The 15630-nt window shown below is 47.8% G+C and carries 15 protein-coding genes; 5 read left to right on the forward strand and 10 right to left on the reverse strand.

The features are described from left to right. Positions 1 to 14 precede the first annotated feature (14 nt). Together RDN79_RS13810 and RDN79_RS13815 are read left to right on the forward strand one after the other, a co-directional pair. Positions 15 to 233 (forward strand): hypothetical protein, encoded by a 219-nt coding sequence (locus RDN79_RS13810; RefSeq protein WP_298550793.1) that lies wholly within the window; start codon positions 15 to 17, stop codon positions 231 to 233. A gap of 28 nt (positions 234 to 261) precedes the next feature. Continuing rightward, complete coding sequence (locus tag RDN79_RS13815; protein ID WP_288651146.1) at positions 262 to 864, forward strand: OmpH family outer membrane protein; 603 nt, start codon at positions 262 to 264, stop codon at positions 862 to 864. A 148-nt stretch (positions 865 to 1012) separates the two neighbouring features. Here RDN79_RS13815 and RDN79_RS13820 read toward each other — a convergent pair whose 3' ends face one another. The 5 genes from RDN79_RS13820 to RDN79_RS13840 all read right to left on the reverse strand — a co-directional run bounded on the left by RDN79_RS13820 (position 1013) and on the right by RDN79_RS13840 (position 6790). Further along, a complete protein-coding gene (locus RDN79_RS13820) occupies positions 1013 to 2185 on the reverse strand; it encodes a PepSY domain-containing protein (RefSeq protein ID WP_298550787.1) in 1173 nt (390 codons plus the stop codon). Further along, a complete protein-coding gene (locus RDN79_RS13825) occupies positions 2182 to 3585 on the reverse strand; it encodes a DUF4374 domain-containing protein (RefSeq protein ID WP_298550785.1) in 1404 nt (467 codons plus the stop codon). The genes RDN79_RS13820 and RDN79_RS13825 overlap by 4 nt, the downstream gene beginning before the upstream one ends. Positions 3586 to 3628: 43 nt before the next feature. Next, positions 3629 to 5926, reverse strand: a complete 2298-nt coding sequence (locus RDN79_RS13830; protein ID WP_298550833.1) for a TonB-dependent receptor — start codon at positions 5924 to 5926, stop codon at positions 3629 to 3631. A gap of 228 nt (positions 5927 to 6154) precedes the next feature. Further along, on the reverse strand, positions 6155 to 6484 hold the full coding sequence (locus RDN79_RS13835; RefSeq protein ID WP_298550783.1) for a hypothetical protein: 330 nt from the start codon (positions 6482 to 6484) through the stop codon (positions 6155 to 6157). Beyond that, the gene (locus RDN79_RS13840) at positions 6485 to 6790 is read right to left on the reverse strand and encodes a septum formation initiator family protein (protein ID WP_298550781.1); all 306 of its coding nucleotides are present in this window, start codon (positions 6788 to 6790) and stop codon (positions 6485 to 6487) included. A gap of 71 nt (positions 6791 to 6861) precedes the next feature. Between RDN79_RS13840 and RDN79_RS13845 the strand changes: the two genes are divergently transcribed. Further along, positions 6862 to 8685, forward strand: coding sequence for a DNA polymerase III subunit gamma/tau (locus tag RDN79_RS13845; protein WP_298550779.1), 1824 nt, complete (start codon positions 6862 to 6864; stop codon positions 8683 to 8685). 65 nt (positions 8686 to 8750) lie between these two features. Here the strand turns inward: RDN79_RS13845 and RDN79_RS13850 are convergent, their stop codons facing one another. The 3 genes from RDN79_RS13850 to queC all read right to left on the reverse strand — a co-directional run bounded on the left by RDN79_RS13850 (position 8751) and on the right by queC (position 10804). Next, on the reverse strand, positions 8751 to 9530 hold the full coding sequence (locus RDN79_RS13850; protein ID WP_298550777.1) for a DUF1080 domain-containing protein: 780 nt from the start codon (positions 9528 to 9530) through the stop codon (positions 8751 to 8753). A 114-nt stretch (positions 9531 to 9644) separates the two neighbouring features. Continuing rightward, positions 9645 to 10109 carry a preQ(1) synthase gene (gene queF / locus RDN79_RS13855; RefSeq protein ID WP_298550775.1) on the reverse strand — a complete coding sequence of 155 codons (465 nt, stop codon included), beginning with the start codon at positions 10107 to 10109 and terminating at the stop codon, positions 9645 to 9647. Between the two features lie 32 nt (positions 10110 to 10141). Next, positions 10142 to 10804 (reverse strand): 7-cyano-7-deazaguanine synthase QueC, encoded by a 663-nt coding sequence (gene queC, locus RDN79_RS13860; protein WP_298550773.1) that lies wholly within the window; start codon positions 10802 to 10804, stop codon positions 10142 to 10144. A 266-nt stretch (positions 10805 to 11070) separates the two neighbouring features. Between queC and RDN79_RS13865 the strand changes: the two genes are divergently transcribed. Beyond that, positions 11071 to 12498 (forward strand): OmpP1/FadL family transporter, encoded by a 1428-nt coding sequence (locus RDN79_RS13865; RefSeq protein WP_298550771.1) that lies wholly within the window; start codon positions 11071 to 11073, stop codon positions 12496 to 12498. 303 nt (positions 12499 to 12801) lie between these two features. Here the strand turns inward: RDN79_RS13865 and proC are convergent, their stop codons facing one another. Next, complete coding sequence (proC, locus tag RDN79_RS13870) at positions 12802 to 13608, reverse strand: pyrroline-5-carboxylate reductase (protein ID WP_298550769.1); 807 nt, start codon at positions 13606 to 13608, stop codon at positions 12802 to 12804. 133 nt (positions 13609 to 13741) lie between these two features. On the opposite strand from proC, the gene RDN79_RS13875 reads away from it, so the two are divergent. Next, positions 13742 to 14959, forward strand: a complete 1218-nt coding sequence (locus RDN79_RS13875) for an aminopeptidase C (RefSeq protein ID WP_298550767.1) — start codon at positions 13742 to 13744, stop codon at positions 14957 to 14959. A gap of 99 nt (positions 14960 to 15058) precedes the next feature. On the opposite strand, the gene RDN79_RS13880 is transcribed toward RDN79_RS13875, so the two are convergent. Continuing rightward, positions 15059 to 15628, reverse strand: coding sequence for a copper resistance protein NlpE (locus RDN79_RS13880; protein WP_298550765.1), 570 nt, complete (start codon positions 15626 to 15628; stop codon positions 15059 to 15061). Positions 15629 to 15630: the final 2 nt, after the last annotated feature.

Raw genomic sequence — 15630 nt, forward strand, 5'->3', positions numbered from 1 at the left:
CAAATATAGAGAAAATGCTTACAACGTTATTGATTACCGTCATAATTCTTGTTATTTGTGTTGTGTTGCTCAGTGTAAAAGTTCTTTTCAAAAAGGGAGGGAAGTTCCCGAATACACACATTGAGGGTAACGCGGCACTAAGGGAGAAAGGTATATGCTGTGCTAAAACCCAGCATAAGCGCGATGGTTTGCGGAAGAATCTATATGATAAGATAAAGGAAATAGAAGAATAAAATAAAATAAAGATTTAATTTACACTTTATGAAGAACATTAACTACGTTATTAATGGTGTGCTCGCGGTAGCTGTCATAATCTTGTTTGTTATGCAGTTTTCCAGTAAAAAAGAATCAACAGTAGCTCCGGCTTTCACAACGGAGGGAGATTCTACTAATTTGCTCCCTGTAGCATATGTGAATGTAGACTCTCTTTTATCGAATTACAACTATTCGAAAGATCTGAATGAACGTATCCTCAAGATGCAGGAAGATTATCGTTTAGATATGACCCAGCGGTCAAATGCCTTACGGACTGAGTTGAATGATTTCCAACGTAAATATGAGGCCAATGCTTTCCTTACCACGGAAAGGGCGCAGCAAGAAGGAAACCGTTTGCAGAAAAAGCAAGAGGAACTTCAGAACTATGCGGCTAAGAAAGAACAGGAATTGGCCGCCAAGCAGATGGAACTGAACGGACAGCTTCGCGATACGATCGTCGCCCAGTTGACGACTTTCAACCAGGCAAAAGGTTATCAGATCATTTTCAGCAATACAATGGGTGACAACATTTTGTTATCTAATCCGGCATACGACATCACTGCCGAATTTCTCGAAGTGCTGAATAAAAACTACTCTTCCGGCAAATAAAGAAATCAGAAGTACATAGGAAAAGGCTGCCTGGCGATATGCGAAGGCAGCCTTTTTTGCGTTGTGGGATCATGGTTTAGCGTTAGGCTCCGTAACTCTATGCTTTAGGCTCCGTAACCCTATGCTTTAGACCTCGTAACCCTATGCATTATTCAGGGCTTTTCTTGTGCCCGGTCGTCCGATAGGTTTTGCGATATGGCTTGTCGGGTTTTCCGAATTTCTTCCTGAACCAGAAATAGTAGCCGGTTATGGCAAAGACAGCTCCTAAGAGTGAAACAAGGCAGCTTAATATCCGGGTAGCCATTCCTCCCCATGTTCCGGCATGGACGGAATAGATCCATCCTCTTATTTTGGCGGATTCGGGAAGGTCCTTGTATAATAGGGCTTCGGTGATCCTGCCGGTAGCCGGGTCAAAGGAATAACGGTCGCTCCCTCTTGTGTTTCCATAGTTGGCGGTAGAAACCGTTGCCGATCCGTCCTGGATGGCGATCGATTGATATTCAGGGTAACGGCTTTGTAAGCCGGCCAGGACTTCGCCCCATTGTGTGTAATCGGTTTCAGGGTGTCTCTTCGTTCCTCTGTCACCTGCCGTTTTCTGAGGGGCGGCAGATGCCGGGGCGTGAGCCTGTTGGGAAGTCGTGCTGATGCCGAACACGGTATAGAACGCGTCACGATACCAACCGAACGACCAGGTCAAGCCGGTTAATGCCAGGACAAGCAAAAGTAAAGCCGCATAAAAACCTCCGGAGACATGCAGATCGTACAGGAAGCGGAACCAGCCGGCTTTCGTTTTTATTTTGAGCCGGTTTTTCAGCACTTTCTTGTTTCTCGGATACCAGATGACAAGTCCGCTTATGATAATAATAGCCAGTGCTAAGGTCGAATATCCGACAACAGCTTTGCCCCAGCTGAAACTTCCATCCCGTTTGTATTCGTCCAGCAGCCAGCGGTGAAGGCGCATCATCTTCATAAAGAACCCTTTCCCATCGTCTATGCCGGTGATTTCTCCGGTGTAGGGGTTGATAAAGCAAGCAGCCTTTTTCCCGGGTAAAATCAGTTGGTAGGTCCGTTTGGGGTCGGAGGGAACCCGTATTCCGTTTATTTTGATGGAGCCGGGAAGTTGCCTGCGGGCGGTATCCATGAGCGCGGCCGGCGAAAGCGGTTCGCCTTTTGCCTCTTTGACGAAATAGCGGGATGGATAGCAAAGCTCCAGTAGCTCCGTTTCGAACACCAGGATTGCTCCTGTCAGGCAGACGATCGCGATGATGATACCGAAAGGTATCGATAACCATACATGTATTTTCGCAAAGAACTTTTTCATTGGGCTGTCAGTTTGCCGATACCGGTTATTTGGGTAGCTTCGACTGTTACGCCTTTTGTAGCACTGGCGTTAGCCGGATCGATCTTGTAGATGGCAGGATGGCCTTCGGTTGTCGTTATGGCGATGTAAGCCTTGCCGTCTTCAACGTGTATCGAGTTTCCGAAACCGGAGATTATATCGGTCGAAGGAAGTCCGGTCACGTAAGTCAACTTTTCGGCTCCGGCCTTGAATACGGCCAACTGATTTGCCGTATAGCCTGTTTCGCTGAATGGACGGTCGTACATCAGCAACAGGAAATAGTCTTCTGTTATATGCCAGCTGCGGAGGAAGGAGTTGCCGTTGCTCTGCGCCTCCAGGTTACAGTAGTAATCGTCAAAATCTTCGCTTCCGTTCGGGATGCGCACTACACCGGCCGGCAAGTGGGTCTGCTGACGCGGGTCGGTCATCGTTTTGGCATAAGACGGTGAGAATACATAGATGTCGCCGTTGTCGGCCGCCCAGATCATCTGGTAATATTGCGATTTGAAACGGCCGCAAGCGTAACTGATCTTATCGGTCTTGATGATTTTCTTATTTGTAAATGTTTCGTCGTCGAAGATGGCAACCCAACAGGAATTCGGATATTGTGTCCACAATAGCTCGTCTTTTTCGTAAGCGCTGCTGTTCGAGCCTCCGGATTCGGTTTTCACCAAGTCTTCGTTACCCGGCAGGATCCATTTCCCGTTTCCGTCTTTTGTCCCGTACTGGCTTAATCCCATCGGTACGGCCACGCTATAGATCTTGCTGTTATGTTCCAAAATGCCTGCTAATGTTATATATTCGCCATTGCCTAAGAAGTTTTCGGACAGATAGGCTTTGTCCTTCGTGTCGTTGTCCGTCTTTGTCTGGGCGGCGACATCTAAAAGGGAAACCAGGAATGACTGGGGGACGTAGCCGTTCTCGTCGGCCCATTCCGTCGGGCCGTCACCTGAAGAGAGGGTCATGATGTATTTGTCGTAAACACCGTAGGTGGTGAAGCGTTTGACCTTATAGCTTTGTGAACGGGCTTCGAGTCCGCCGTCCGTATTCAGGATATACGAGCGTGTGTCTCCGGCATTTCCCTGATTGTAAGTCAGGCCATACAAATACCGGTCTTTATAGAAAACCCATTGTGTGGCTCCGTCATTCACGAGGCCGTTGTTCAACGTCGTGACGGTCCCTTCGTCCACACTTTCGGCTGTAAGCAGTACGTTGGTCGTATTCCCGGATGCCGTTGTGGAAGCGGGGATTACGAACGTGTTTTGGGTTTCGTCTTTCCCTCCTTCGTCCGGTACCGGAATATCGTTGTCACTACAGGAAGCAAACAGTCCACCCGCCAGCAAGGCTGCGGCAATACCGGTCAATAAATGATTCTTTTTCATCTTGCAATAAATGTATTTATATTTAATAACTGTGATAATTGAATTAATTTCCGAAATAGACTCTCACTTTGCCATAGAAAGCGCGTCCGGCTTTCTGCAAACTGAAGTTGTCGTACAGGTCTTCGTTTGTAAAGTTGCGGCATTCGAACGACACGTTGTACCGTCCGTTCAGAAGGCTGTAGGAGAGAGATAGATTGTGGGAAAACTGGTTCGGTACGACATAGTCGTTGTTTTTCGATCCGATAGCGGCCGAATAGTAAGTAAAGCTGTGCAGGTATTGATTGTCGTAAGTCACGGTCAGCACATTGCCCTTTTTCCAGAGGTTACGCCAGTAGAACGACAGGTCGGCATCCGCAAACCGGTAGGGGAGGTTCGGCATCCGTTCCCCGTAGGCCAGGTTTTCAGCGCTGCTGGTAATGGAGGTCTTCATTTTGTCGCGTACGTCCATCTGGGTAAAATTGCCGCCTACGCTTACCCGGTCTGCGAAGTTGTAGCGGGCGGAAAGGCTAAACCCCTTTGTCCCGACCTTGCCGTAGTTGATATAGGTCGCCGCTTGTTTGCCGCCACTCAAATCAGTGATGTTACGTTGTATGTAATCTTTCGTATTACGGTAGACCACTCCTCCTTCCACATACAAGGTATGTTTTCCGAATGTCTTGTTGTAGCTCAGGTTGAGGTTTATGTTGTCGCTGTTTTCCGGTCGGATGCTCAGTTCGCCCATTTCCAGGTCTTCGTCACCAAACATCTCTTCGATGGTCGGCAGGCGATAAGCCTTTTCGTAAGACAGCTTGGCCTGCAGGCCTGTCAGGATGAAGTAGGTTCCGGCCGCTCCGTATCCGAATGAGTTGACGGAACGTGTCTGGCGTGCATATTCGTCCTGCGTGCTCGATGTTGCCATCGGGCCTGCTACAAATTGGTCGTAGTATTTACCGAAAGCGGAAAAGTTCCAGTGTTCGGACGGCATCAACCGGTAGGAAAGGCCCGAAATGTTTTTACGGGTTTCTTTGGCAATGGCGCTTTTCATCTCTTCGGCCGCAAGCAGGGAGGCGTTGGAACGATGGAAAGTGTTCAACACATGATTGAAGGTGAACGTGTGTATTTTTCCGACCCGGTAATTGAGCGTCAACGTGCCGTTCCAGTTATGGTTGTCTGCCCGTGAATGTTGTCTTGACTGTTCTCCGGCGGAGTTCATCAGGCGTTTGTCTCCACGCCAGTTGTATTCGTAAGAAGAAGTGTCCACGTTGGTCGTAAGGTTTTTATTGTAGTTGGCGGTCAGCACGATGTCCAGCCCTTTGGCGAACAGGTCGCGTTTGCCATATTCCAGCGAAGGCATCAAGGAGTGTCCTTTGCGGTGCTTTTGCCCGTAAACGATTTCCTGTCGCACACCGGTCTGTATGTCCTGATACATATTGGAATAGGTGAAACCCAGCAACAGCCGGTCTGCCCATTTCTTGTCTACGATCCCCAACTTGCCGATGACCGCTTCGTTGTGGTAGGTATCGTTGAAGCGTTTCACCCGTTCCTTCTTGCTTCTGTCGATGCTTCCGGTCTCGAAGTTTTCCACCGGAGCGTTCACGTAGTAGTCATTGTCCGAATAGTTTTGGAAAGCATTGATTTCGTAGGTGAATCCGTTTTTGAACGTTTGCCCGAAATTCACGTAAGACTTGTGTGTATTGAAAGAACCATAGGAATAGGAGGCGTCTACAAACCACCTGTCCCGCTTCTTTTTAGTGATGATGTTGATCACGCCCCCGATCGCATCCGTACCGAAGCCTACCGGGACCACGCCTTTGTAGATTTCGATGCGTTCGGCGAAGTTGACCGGGATGTTGTTCAGTCCGAACGAACTTCCCACACCTTCCTGCGGCACACCGTCGATAAATATTTTCACGTGCTTGCCACTGAAACCGTCCAGCGTAAGTTGCATGTCCGAACCGACACCTCCGGATTCACGTACTTTCATTCCCGGCGCTTTGGCCAGTGCCTCGCTCAGGCTTCTGTTGGAATTTTGCAGTTCTTTCGTATCGAGTGCTACGGCATTGAATGCCGAACGTTTCAAACGGCTTATTCCGTTTGAGACAACGACCACTTCGTCCAGTTCCGTCGATTGCGGAGTAATGGTGATATCCTGCCTGGTCCTTTCGCCGCCGGTAAGTTTCACCGGTTGCTCAACCGTCTTATAGCCGATGGCGGATACGACTAATGTATAGTCGCCGGCCGGAGCTTTCAGATGGTAAATGCCTTGTTCGTCGGTTGTTCCGCCATACGTGGTTCCTTTCAGGTAGACCGTTGCGAAATCTATGGTTTCTTTATCCGTAGATATGATTTTACCTGAGATCATCGCCTTGTCTTGGGCAGAGGCGGGGATCGCAGTCAAGAGGAATATGAATAGACCGGAAATTTTAAGAATAGTCGCTTTCAATTTATAAAGAGTTTTGTATCGTTAGTAAAACGCTGCAAAGGTCTTTATAAATGGAAAGCGCATCAATCGCGGATTTTAGGTAATTTGATTGTTCCTGTAATTGCCATTTTGACAATGCTTCTAACTATATGTAGGTATTTTTCGTCTTTAGTTTTCTTTTTTAGGGGCGACAAATGCCGTGTATAGCTGAAGCAAGGCGGAAATGGTCAGGCAGACCACCCATTCTTTCCGTCCGCTGAACATCAGGGCGGAAGCGAATATGCACAGCAATCCCGCAAATATATTGTAGCGGTGCAACCTGCGTCTGCGGAAATCCATATCCTTGGTAGGCATTGTCAGGTAACTGACCGCTATGCCGGCCGCCCCGACGGCGAACAGGTAAGGAGCTATTACCGGCAATGCTAAATATAATCCCGCACCGGCGAGTAACAGCAAGGCGGAGATATTGAAAACGATTGTTCTTGCTTTTTCGTTCATTTATTTATTCTTAATAATGTACACATCCTCGTTCGACTTTTTCATGAAATATTCTTCACGGGCAAAACGTTCGAGGCCTTCCTTATCCGTATGCAGATCGTTCAGCTTTTTGCTGTTGATTTCGATCTCCTTCTGGTAATGCTTGATTTCCTTTTCCAGGCTGCGGATCTTTTCATCATAGGTATAACGCTTATACAGACTGCTATCGCCCATTGCAAATGTCAGAGCGAAGAACACGATGGTTACCAGCCAATAGGCATTGATCCTGGATAGATACTTGTTGTAAAAGTCTTTTATGCGTGACATAGGAACTTCGTTTTTGCAAAGGTAAATGAATTATTTTGTTTATCTTTGTCTTGTTAATAAAAAAGCAGAGAATGGATAATTATATTGTATCGGCAAGGAAATACCGTCCTTCTACTTTTCGTAGTGTGGTAGGACAGAAGTCCTTGACAACTACACTTAAAAATGCAATACAAAGTAACAAGCTGGCTCATGCCTACCTCTTTTGCGGCCCTCGTGGAGTGGGTAAGACTTCTTGTGCCCGTATCTTTGCCAAGACGATCAATTGCCTGAATCCGACTGCCGACGGAGAAGCCTGTAACGAATGCGAATCCTGCAAGGCCTTCAACGAGCAGCGTTCTTATAATATCCACGAGCTCGATGCCGCCTCCAATAACTCGGTTGACGACATCCGTGCCCTGATCGACCAGGTGCGCATTCCGCCTCCTATCGGAAAATACAAGGTCTTTATTATCGATGAGGTGCATATGTTGAGTTCGGCGGCTTTCAATGCGTTTCTGAAAACTTTGGAGGAACCGCCCCATCATGCCTTGTTCATTCTGGCGACGACGGAGAAGCACAAGGTGCTGCCGACCATCCTGTCCCGTTGCCAGATATACGACTTTTCGCGTATCTCGATTGCCGATATGGTGGAACATCTGGAATACGTCTCTTCCTGCGAAGGGGTGACGGCTGAACCGGAAGCCCTGAATGTGATTGCCCAGAAAGCGGATGGCGGTATGCGCGACGCATTGTCCATCTTCGATCAGGTGGTCAGCTTTACGAATGGGAATATTACCTATCAGGCAGTTATCGATAACCTGAATGTCCTGGATTACGAATATTATTTCCGGCTGACGGATGCAATGCTTTCCGGGAATGTCCGGTCTGCCATCCTGATCCTGAATGATATATTGAACAAAGGATTTGACGGACAGAATATCATAACCGGTCTGGCATCGCATTTCCGTGATTTGCTGGTATGCAAGGATGAGGCTACTTTGATCCTGTTCGAAGTGGGTGCTTCTATCCGCGAACGATATAAGGAAATGGCAAAGCGCTGCTCCGACCAGCTTTTATTTAAGGCGATCGAACTGGCAAATACTTGTGACCTGAATTACCGTGCCAGCCGGAATAAACGCCTGTTGCTGGAGCTTACGCTTATCCAGCTTTGCCAGCTAAGCGGTGCCGGACAACCGGCCGATGATAAAAAAAAAGGACTGATTGAGCCGATCGCATCCAACGGACCGGGGCAGGCTACTGCCCAACCGCAATCACAACAGGCTGTAGCGGCTCAGACGTACACCGTACAGTCCGCCCCTCCTTTGCAACGCCCGGTACAATCTCCGCAGGAAATGACGGGGGCGACTTCCCGTCAACAGGTAGTTCCCACCCATGTGCCGCCTTCTCCGACTGTTATTCCGCAGGCTCCTCCGGCGTCTGCACCCAAGAGAGTGGCGCGTCCGCCTCAGTTCGGCACTTCCATCAAAGAGATAGGGGTGGAGCATCCGAAAGCGCAGGCGGCGACGCAGACTGCTACCGTGGTGCAGGAAATGCAGAATCCTTTCAGCCAGGAGGCATTGGTACATTACTGGGATGCTTATGCGTCTACGATTGATAAGAAGGTATATCTGAAAAATACGATGATCAACTGTAAGCCGGTCTTGCAGGATAATTATTATTTTGAAGTATGTGTGCATAATCCGGGCCAGCAGGATGAGTTGACGAACAATTGTATCGATATATTGAGTTATCTGCGGGTGCAGTTGAAGAATACCCGTATTCAGATGCGTGTCCGTATAGATGAAACGAATCAGAAACATTTGGCCTATACATCGGCAGAGAAGTATGAACACTTGCTGAATATAAATCCGGTTTTGGCTAAGTTGAAGGATGAGTTTAATCTAACGCTCGACTGAGCAATTGGCAATTGACGATTTGAGATTTACTTCTGATTGATTGTCAATTGCCAATTGTCTGTTATTTACATTTCCCTGATCCAAATATTACGGAAACTGATCGGTTCGCTGGGGTCGCCATGAGACTGCAAGCGGATCGGGCCTGCACCATGTTTTACTACTTTCGGGAAACCGATATATTCCGTAGTACCCAGGATGGTCGTGTTATTCTGCAATACGACGCCATTCTGAATGACCGTAACACGTGGCGGAACACGATAAGTGCCGTCTTCCTTGAAGATAGGAGCGGAATAGATGATATCGTAGACATTCCATTCGCCCGGTTTGCGCATGGCATTTGCCAGAGGAGGCGTTTGTTTGTAGATACTGCCGGTCTGGCCGTTCACGTATGTCTCGTTGTTGTAGCAATCCAATACTTGGATCTCATACATGTCTTGCAGGAAGATACCGCTGTTGCCGCGTCCTTGGCTTGTGCCGGTGATGTTTTCAGGTACGCACCATTCGATATGCAGCTGGAAGTTCTCGAACTTTTGTTTTGTCTGAATGTCTCCTTTCTTTTTGTCTACAGTGAAGACTCCTTTCTTTACAATCCATTCGGCCGGTCCGCCTTTAGGTGTTTCCCAAGCTGAGAGGTCCTTCCCGTCAAACAGGACGATGGCGTCGGAAGGAGCGCTGTTTGTTTTGATGTCACCCGGAGTGACTACTTTCGGTTGCGGTGTCCAGTATTCGGACATCCCCGGTTTCATCTTTTCCTGTTCGGGGTACTGTTTTTGTGCGCTTGCACTGATACAGGCTGTACAAGCGAGAGCTGCCAAAGCAGTCTTCATTGTAATACTTTTGTTCATGGTCTAAATTTTTTATATTAGGTTTAGAATTTATTACTTGCAAATGTATAAAAAACGGCAATACGGTAGTTACCCTATTGCCGTTTTTTTGCAGAATACTTTAAAAATCGTCCTTTATGGCTTATGATTGAAAAGCCGTTGTTCTGCCAATTGTTCGTATTTGGTACCCGGCCGGCCGTAATTGCAATACGGGTAGATGCTGATGCCGCCGCGCGGCGTGAAAACACCGGTGACTTCGATATATTTGGGGGCCATCAGGCGGATTAGGTCTTTCATGATGATATTGACGCAATCTTCATGGAAAGCCCCGTGATTGCGGAAACTGAACAAATATAATTTCAGGCTCTTGCTTTCCACCATTTTCACATCAGGGATATAATCGATGTAGATGGTGGCAAAGTCCGGCTGGCCGGTGATAGGGCAGAGGCTTGTGAATTCCGGACAGTTGAAGCGCACCCAGTAATCATTCTCGGGGTGTTTGTTCGTAAACGCTTCCAGTACCTCCGGAGCATAATCTTGTTTGTAAACAGTTGAACCGCCTAACAGGTGCAGTTCGTGTTCATCTTTTCTTGTATCCATGATTTCTGTTCCTTATTCTTGTAAATGATGATTTACCGGCGTCTTTTTAAATATTTCTCCAAACCTTCGCGACGTAGTTTGCAGGCGGGGCAATGGCCGCACCCTTCTGCCATGACGCCGTTGTAGCAGGTGAGGGTTTGGGTCCGTACAAGGTCGAAGACGCCTAACTCGTCAGACAGTTCCCACACCTCGCTTTTGTCCCGGTCCATCAGGGGAGTATGGATCACGAACTGTTCGTCCATCGCCAGGTTCAGGGTGACGTTGAGGGAGCGGACGAATGTATCGCGGCAATCGGGATAACCGCTGAAATCGGCTTCCGAAACGCCGGTTACCAGGTTGAAGATTCCTTTGCTGCGTGCCAGGATAGCGGCGAAGGTCAGGAAAACCATGTTACGTCCGGGCACGAACGTGTTCGGATAGCTGTCTGCCGGTTTTTCCCGGTCCATTGAAATGCCGGCATTGGTCAGCGAACAGTTCGGATCGAGCTGGCTGATCAACGACACGTCCAACAGTTGGAACGGGACACAGGCATCGGCTGCGATCTTTCGTGCGACCTCTATTTCCAGTGAATGTTTTTGCCCGTATGTAAAGCATACGGCTTCTACGCGCGAAAAGTGCTTCTTGGCCCAGAACAGGCAGGTTGTGGAGTCTTGTCCACCGGAGAAGCATACCAAAGCGGCTTCTTGATGTTTCATATCTTTCTTGTTTTTAGTACGTGGTTTAGCAAGCACACGGAAAAGGAGACATTCCTTTTCGCCTGCAAAGATACTTTTTTAATTGAAAATGGAGAATTGAAAGCTGGAAATTGGAGGAGGCAGAAAGGAGTGATTGCACAACCTTTATTAATCTGTGCGGCACATTTCCGTCGAAAATGTGCAATATTTAAAAAAAGTATCTATCTTTGCCGCCGTTTATGTCGGGGAAGGCATAATAGAAATAGGTATTAACAAATAAAGTTTTTATGAAGAAAGTTATCGCGTTGGCATGTCTTTCCATGCTTCCAATGACGTATGTGGCCGCGGAAGGTTACCAGGTAAACGCACAGAGTACGAAGCAGGCCGGTATGGGGCATGTAGGCGTCGCAATGAAACTGGGTGCGGAAAGTATGCATTTCAACCCTGCCGGATTGGCATTTATGGACCGTAGTATCGACCTGTCGGCAGGCGTGTCGGGAGTGTTTGCCACTGCTAAATATAAATCATTGACAGACGATTATTCTTTTGAAACGGATAATAAGGCCAGTACGCCTTTGTATCTTTATGCCGGTTTCAAGATTTATGATAACCTGGCTGCCGGCGTAATGGTCAATACTCCTTTTGGAAGCGGCATCCATTGGGGAAATGATTGGAGAGGTTCCCATCTTATCCAGGATATATCTTTGAAAGCATTTAATATCCAGCCCACGATTTCCTGGAAGATCATGGACCGGTTGAGCATCGGAGCGGGCCTGATGATGGAGTTTGGCAATATTTCTTTGAACCGTTCTTTGATCGCTCCGGGTGCCATGAGTGGATTGGCCGGCAAGCTGACCGCAGGGAATCCGGCTTTGGGGGCAATGATCCCGCAGCAACTGAAAGAGGTTATGGCCAAATATGATTATGTATCGGCTGCTTCTGTCGGTCTGAAAGGGGATGCCGGTGTGCGTTTGGGATATAATATCGGTGCGATGTTCGACGTGAATGAAAAGATTACGATCGGTGCATCTTATCGTTCGAAAGTGATGGCAAAGGTAAAAGAAGGCGACATTGCGCTGGATTATGCCAATGAGTTGGAATTTAAAGGCTTGTTGCAGCAGGTAAACGGATTGTTGGGCCAGTTGCAAGGACTTCCCGGTGTACCTGAAAAGATTGAAGTCCCGGAATTGGATAAAGGGACTTTCTCTGCCGAACTGCCGTTGCCGAGTGTTTGGAGCGTGGGTGTGACCTATTGTCCTGCCGCTCGTTGGACGCTCTCTGGCGAAGTTCAGTTCATAGGCTGGGGAGCATACAATTCTTTGATCGTCAACTTCAGCCCGGCTGAAGAGTTGGGAAAACATGATATCAATGCTCCGAAGCACTATAAAAATTCTCGCACCTATCGCATCGGCGGCCAGTTTGCTGCTACCAGCCGTTTGGATGTGCGCTTGGGAGCTTACCTGGACGAAACTCCGGTTGAGGACGATTATCTGAATCCTGAAACTCCGAGTATGAACAAGCTGGGGATTACAGCCGGTTTGAGTTTCCGCCCCTTGACAAACTTTTCAGTGGATGTGGCTTTCTCTTATGTGACCGGCTTCGGACGTGACGGCTCTTATACGGATCTGGATCTGTTGGGACAGCCCCGTACGTTCGGCGGACATTATGATACTGTCGCCTTGATGCCTGCTATCGGCGTATCGTACGCTTTCTGATCTGACATTTGAACTGATTATAAGGTGAGGCCGGAGGGTTCGTGCCGTTTTTGCCGAATCCTCTGTCACTCTATCACACTTTCTCTTGTGAACGTTGATATATATGTGATGCGGGAGTGATACATGCCGGATTTATGTATCACTCCCGCATCACATATATATCACACCCTCCTATCAGTGTTCGGGTGATACATATATGGCTTTTCTGTACATCCGGGTGTAGCCGTCCCGAACATCGGGGTGTAGAGAACGGCAACATCCGGGTGTAGAAAGCCGGAAGATGGGCATGATTGATAGATCCCATCATTTGCTTGCCTTCAGCCCCCGTATGACGGAGGATGTGAAGCCGGAGAGTTCCATTTCGTTCAATCCCTTGATGGTGATACCTCCCGGAGTCGTTACCTTATCGATTTCCATTTCAGGATTGCTTTTGTTTTCCAATAAGAGGTCGACGGCCCCTTTCACCGTGTGGACGACGATTTCCTGTGCCTGCTTCGGGTAAAAGCCCAATTCAACCCCCCCTTCGATGGCAGCGCGGATATAGCGCAGGGCGAATGCAATCCCGCTGGAAGCCAAAGCCGTTCCGGCAGACATCAGGCGTTCCTCGACCAACATCGCATTCCCCAATTCGTTGAAGATGGTAATGATCAGGTCCGTTTGCTCCTTGGACGCATTACGGGCAGCTACGAAAGTCATGCTGCTAAGCACTTCGATCGCCGTATTCGGCATGATACGGAAAATAGTCGGAGTGACCAAGCAATCGTCGAACCCCGTGTTTTTGGTCAGATAGGTGTTCAACAGGTCGAAGGTGATACCTGCGGCAACGGAAACGATGATTTGTTTGTCGTAGTTGAGTATGCCTTTGATCTGGTCGATGATTTCCTCCACGCGCCAGGGTTTCACGGCAATGACGATGATGTCGGCGCCTTTGACCGCTTCTACATTGTCCAGCGAGAGGACGAAATCCGGATTCGTATTCCTCATTTTCTCCAAAGTCGTTTCCGATTGTGCCGTGCAAGTGATGTCCGATGCCTTAAACATATGGCCTTTAGCCAATCCCCGTGCTATGGCACCGCCGATATTCCCGGCACCGATAATTGTGATCTTCATGTTTTCTTCTGTTACAGTTGTTATGTCTGGCAAAGATACAGTTTAAATTGTCAATTGTCCATTGCTCATTGTCAATTTAATCGTATCTTTGCCTTTCAAAATTAATCTAATAACATAATATAAATAGAATTACATGAAAAAGACAATTATTGCAGCGGGGATGCTGTTCGCCATGACGATGTCCGCAACAATCCATGCACAAGAATCAGAGAAGAAAGAAAAGGAAGAAGGGTTTGTTTTTACGACAGTAAAGGAGAATCCGATCACTTCGATTAAGAACCAGAATCGCGCCGGAACTTGTTGGTGTTATTCTACAATGGCATTCCTGGAATCGGAATTGCTCCGTATGGGAAAGGGTGAATATGATTTATCCGAGATGTTTACGGTTTACAACACTTATCTCGATCGTGCGGATGCTGCTGTGCGTACCCACGGAGACGTTTCCTTTTCACAAGGCGGTTCTTTCTATGACGTGATGTATGGAATGGAGGCTTTCGGCCTGGTTCCGGAAGAAGAAATGCGTCCGGGTGTGATGTACGGCGATACGTTGAGCAACCATACCGAACTTTCCGCCCTTACGGATGCAATGGTCGCTGCCGTGGCCAAAGGCAAACTGCGTAAATTGCAATCGGATGAAAATAACGCCATGTTGTGGAAGAAAGCGGTGGCTGCCGTTCACGAAATTTATTTGGGCAAGGCTCCTGAGAAGTTTACTTATAAAGGCAAGGAATACACTCCGCAGTCTTTCTATAAGTCTACCGGCTTGAATCCTTCCGACTATGTGTCCCTGACTTCTTATACGCATCGTCCGTTCTATACCCAATTCCCGATCGAGGTCCAGGACAACTGGCGTCATGGATTGTCTTACAACTTGCCTATCGACGAATTGATGGAAGTGTTCGACAATGCTATCAATACCGGCTACACGATTGCCTGGGGGGCTGATGTGAGCGAATCCGGCTTTACACGTGACGGTGTTGCTGTTATGCCTGATAATGAAAAGGTTCAGGAACTGAGCGGTTCCGATATGGCCCATTGGCTGAAATTGAAACCGGAAGAAAAGAAACTGAATACGAAGCCCCAACCGCAGAAATGGTGTACACAGGAAGAACGTCAGTTGGCTTATGACAACTACGAAACGACTGATGACCACGGCATGCAGATCTATGGTATCGCTAAAGACCAGGAAGGCAACGAATATTACATGGTGAAGAACTCTTGGGGTACTTCCAACAAGTATGAAGGCATCTGGTATGCATCCAAAGCATTCGTGCGCTACAAGACTATGAACATCGTCGTTCACAAAGATGCGCTTCCCAAAGCGATCAAGGGTAAGTTGGGAATTAGGTAAATTAAAAATTAAGAATTAAGAATTAAAAAAGAGGCATTCCGATTGCTATCGGAGGCCTCTTTTCTATTTATACAAAGATGTGCTGTGAAGATGTATCGATTATTGTACGAGTTTTAGCGTATAATTAAGGTCGGAGGCGGCTTTTTGTAATTCCTGGTTCAACATGGTCAGGCTATCCCCTTCTGCCAGGAAATAAAAGACCATGCTGCCATCGCTTGGGATCAGTTCATATACGATTGCGCTTGCATCGGCAGGAGTCCCTTTTTTCACCAGGCGTTTGCCGGTAGAAGTAAATGTCTGGTCTTTGCCGTTTTCAGCTTCCAGGTAAGTGGCGTCCAGTTCGTAAACGCCGTCGTCGCTATCTTGCTGATAGAACAAAGTCAGGTCGTAAACGATACCGGGACAATCGGCTGCCGGAACAGTCCCTTTATATTTTTTCTGTACGACTGCACCCTTTTTCGGATCCAGTTTCAAGGAGTCGCGCATATTGATCGGTTTAGCCGGTTTGGCCTTTACTACCGGCAACTCCGGCAGGGAAGGAGCATCGGGAGCTGCTTCGGCGACGGCAATACTTTCTTCTTCAACCAACACGGGAGTGTCTTTTGCAGCCTTCCCGTTACATGCAGCCAAAAATGCCAGTGCTGCTACTGCGATAAAATACTTTTTCATTT

The sequence above is a fragment of the uncultured Parabacteroides sp. genome (genome assembly GCF_902493135.1).
Classification (GTDB): Bacteria; Bacteroidota; Bacteroidia; order Bacteroidales; family Tannerellaceae; genus Parabacteroides.

Bases quoted from the DNA above. Each gene is read 5' to 3' on its own strand.
- RDN79_RS13845 (WP_298550779.1), top strand. From the start codon at position 6,862: ATGGATAATTATATTGTATCGGCAAGGAAATACCGTCCTTCTACTTTT.
- RDN79_RS13815 (WP_288651146.1), top strand. From the start codon at position 262: ATGAAGAACATTAACTACGTTATTAATGGTGTGCTCGCGGTAGCTGTC.
- RDN79_RS13830 (WP_298550833.1), bottom strand. From the start codon at position 5,926: ATGATCTCAGGTAAAATCATATCTACGGATAAAGAAACCATAGATTTC.
- queF (WP_298550775.1), bottom strand. From the start codon at position 10,109: ATGGATACAAGAAAAGATGAACACGAACTGCACCTGTTAGGCGGTTCA.
- RDN79_RS13850 (WP_298550777.1), bottom strand. From the start codon at position 9,530: ATGAACAAAAGTATTACAATGAAGACTGCTTTGGCAGCTCTCGCTTGT.
- RDN79_RS13835 (WP_298550783.1), bottom strand. From the start codon at position 6,484: ATGAACGAAAAAGCAAGAACAATCGTTTTCAATATCTCCGCCTTGCTG.
- RDN79_RS13865 (WP_298550771.1), top strand. From the start codon at position 11,071: ATGAAGAAAGTTATCGCGTTGGCATGTCTTTCCATGCTTCCAATGACG.
- RDN79_RS13810 (WP_298550793.1), top strand. From the start codon at position 15: ATGCTTACAACGTTATTGATTACCGTCATAATTCTTGTTATTTGTGTT.
- RDN79_RS13825 (WP_298550785.1), bottom strand. From the start codon at position 3,585: ATGAAAAAGAATCATTTATTGACCGGTATTGCCGCAGCCTTGCTGGCG.
- queC (WP_298550773.1), bottom strand. From the start codon at position 10,804: ATGAAACATCAAGAAGCCGCTTTGGTATGCTTCTCCGGTGGACAAGAC.
- proC (WP_298550769.1), bottom strand. From the start codon at position 13,608: ATGAAGATCACAATTATCGGTGCCGGGAATATCGGCGGTGCCATAGCA.
- RDN79_RS13875 (WP_298550767.1), top strand. From the start codon at position 13,742: ATGAAAAAGACAATTATTGCAGCGGGGATGCTGTTCGCCATGACGATG.
- RDN79_RS13820 (WP_298550787.1), bottom strand. From the start codon at position 2,185: ATGAAAAAGTTCTTTGCGAAAATACATGTATGGTTATCGATACCTTTC.
- RDN79_RS13840 (WP_298550781.1), bottom strand. From the start codon at position 6,790: ATGTCACGCATAAAAGACTTTTACAACAAGTATCTATCCAGGATCAAT.
- RDN79_RS13880 (WP_298550765.1), bottom strand. From the start codon at position 15,628: ATGAAAAAGTATTTTATCGCAGTAGCAGCACTGGCATTTTTGGCTGCA.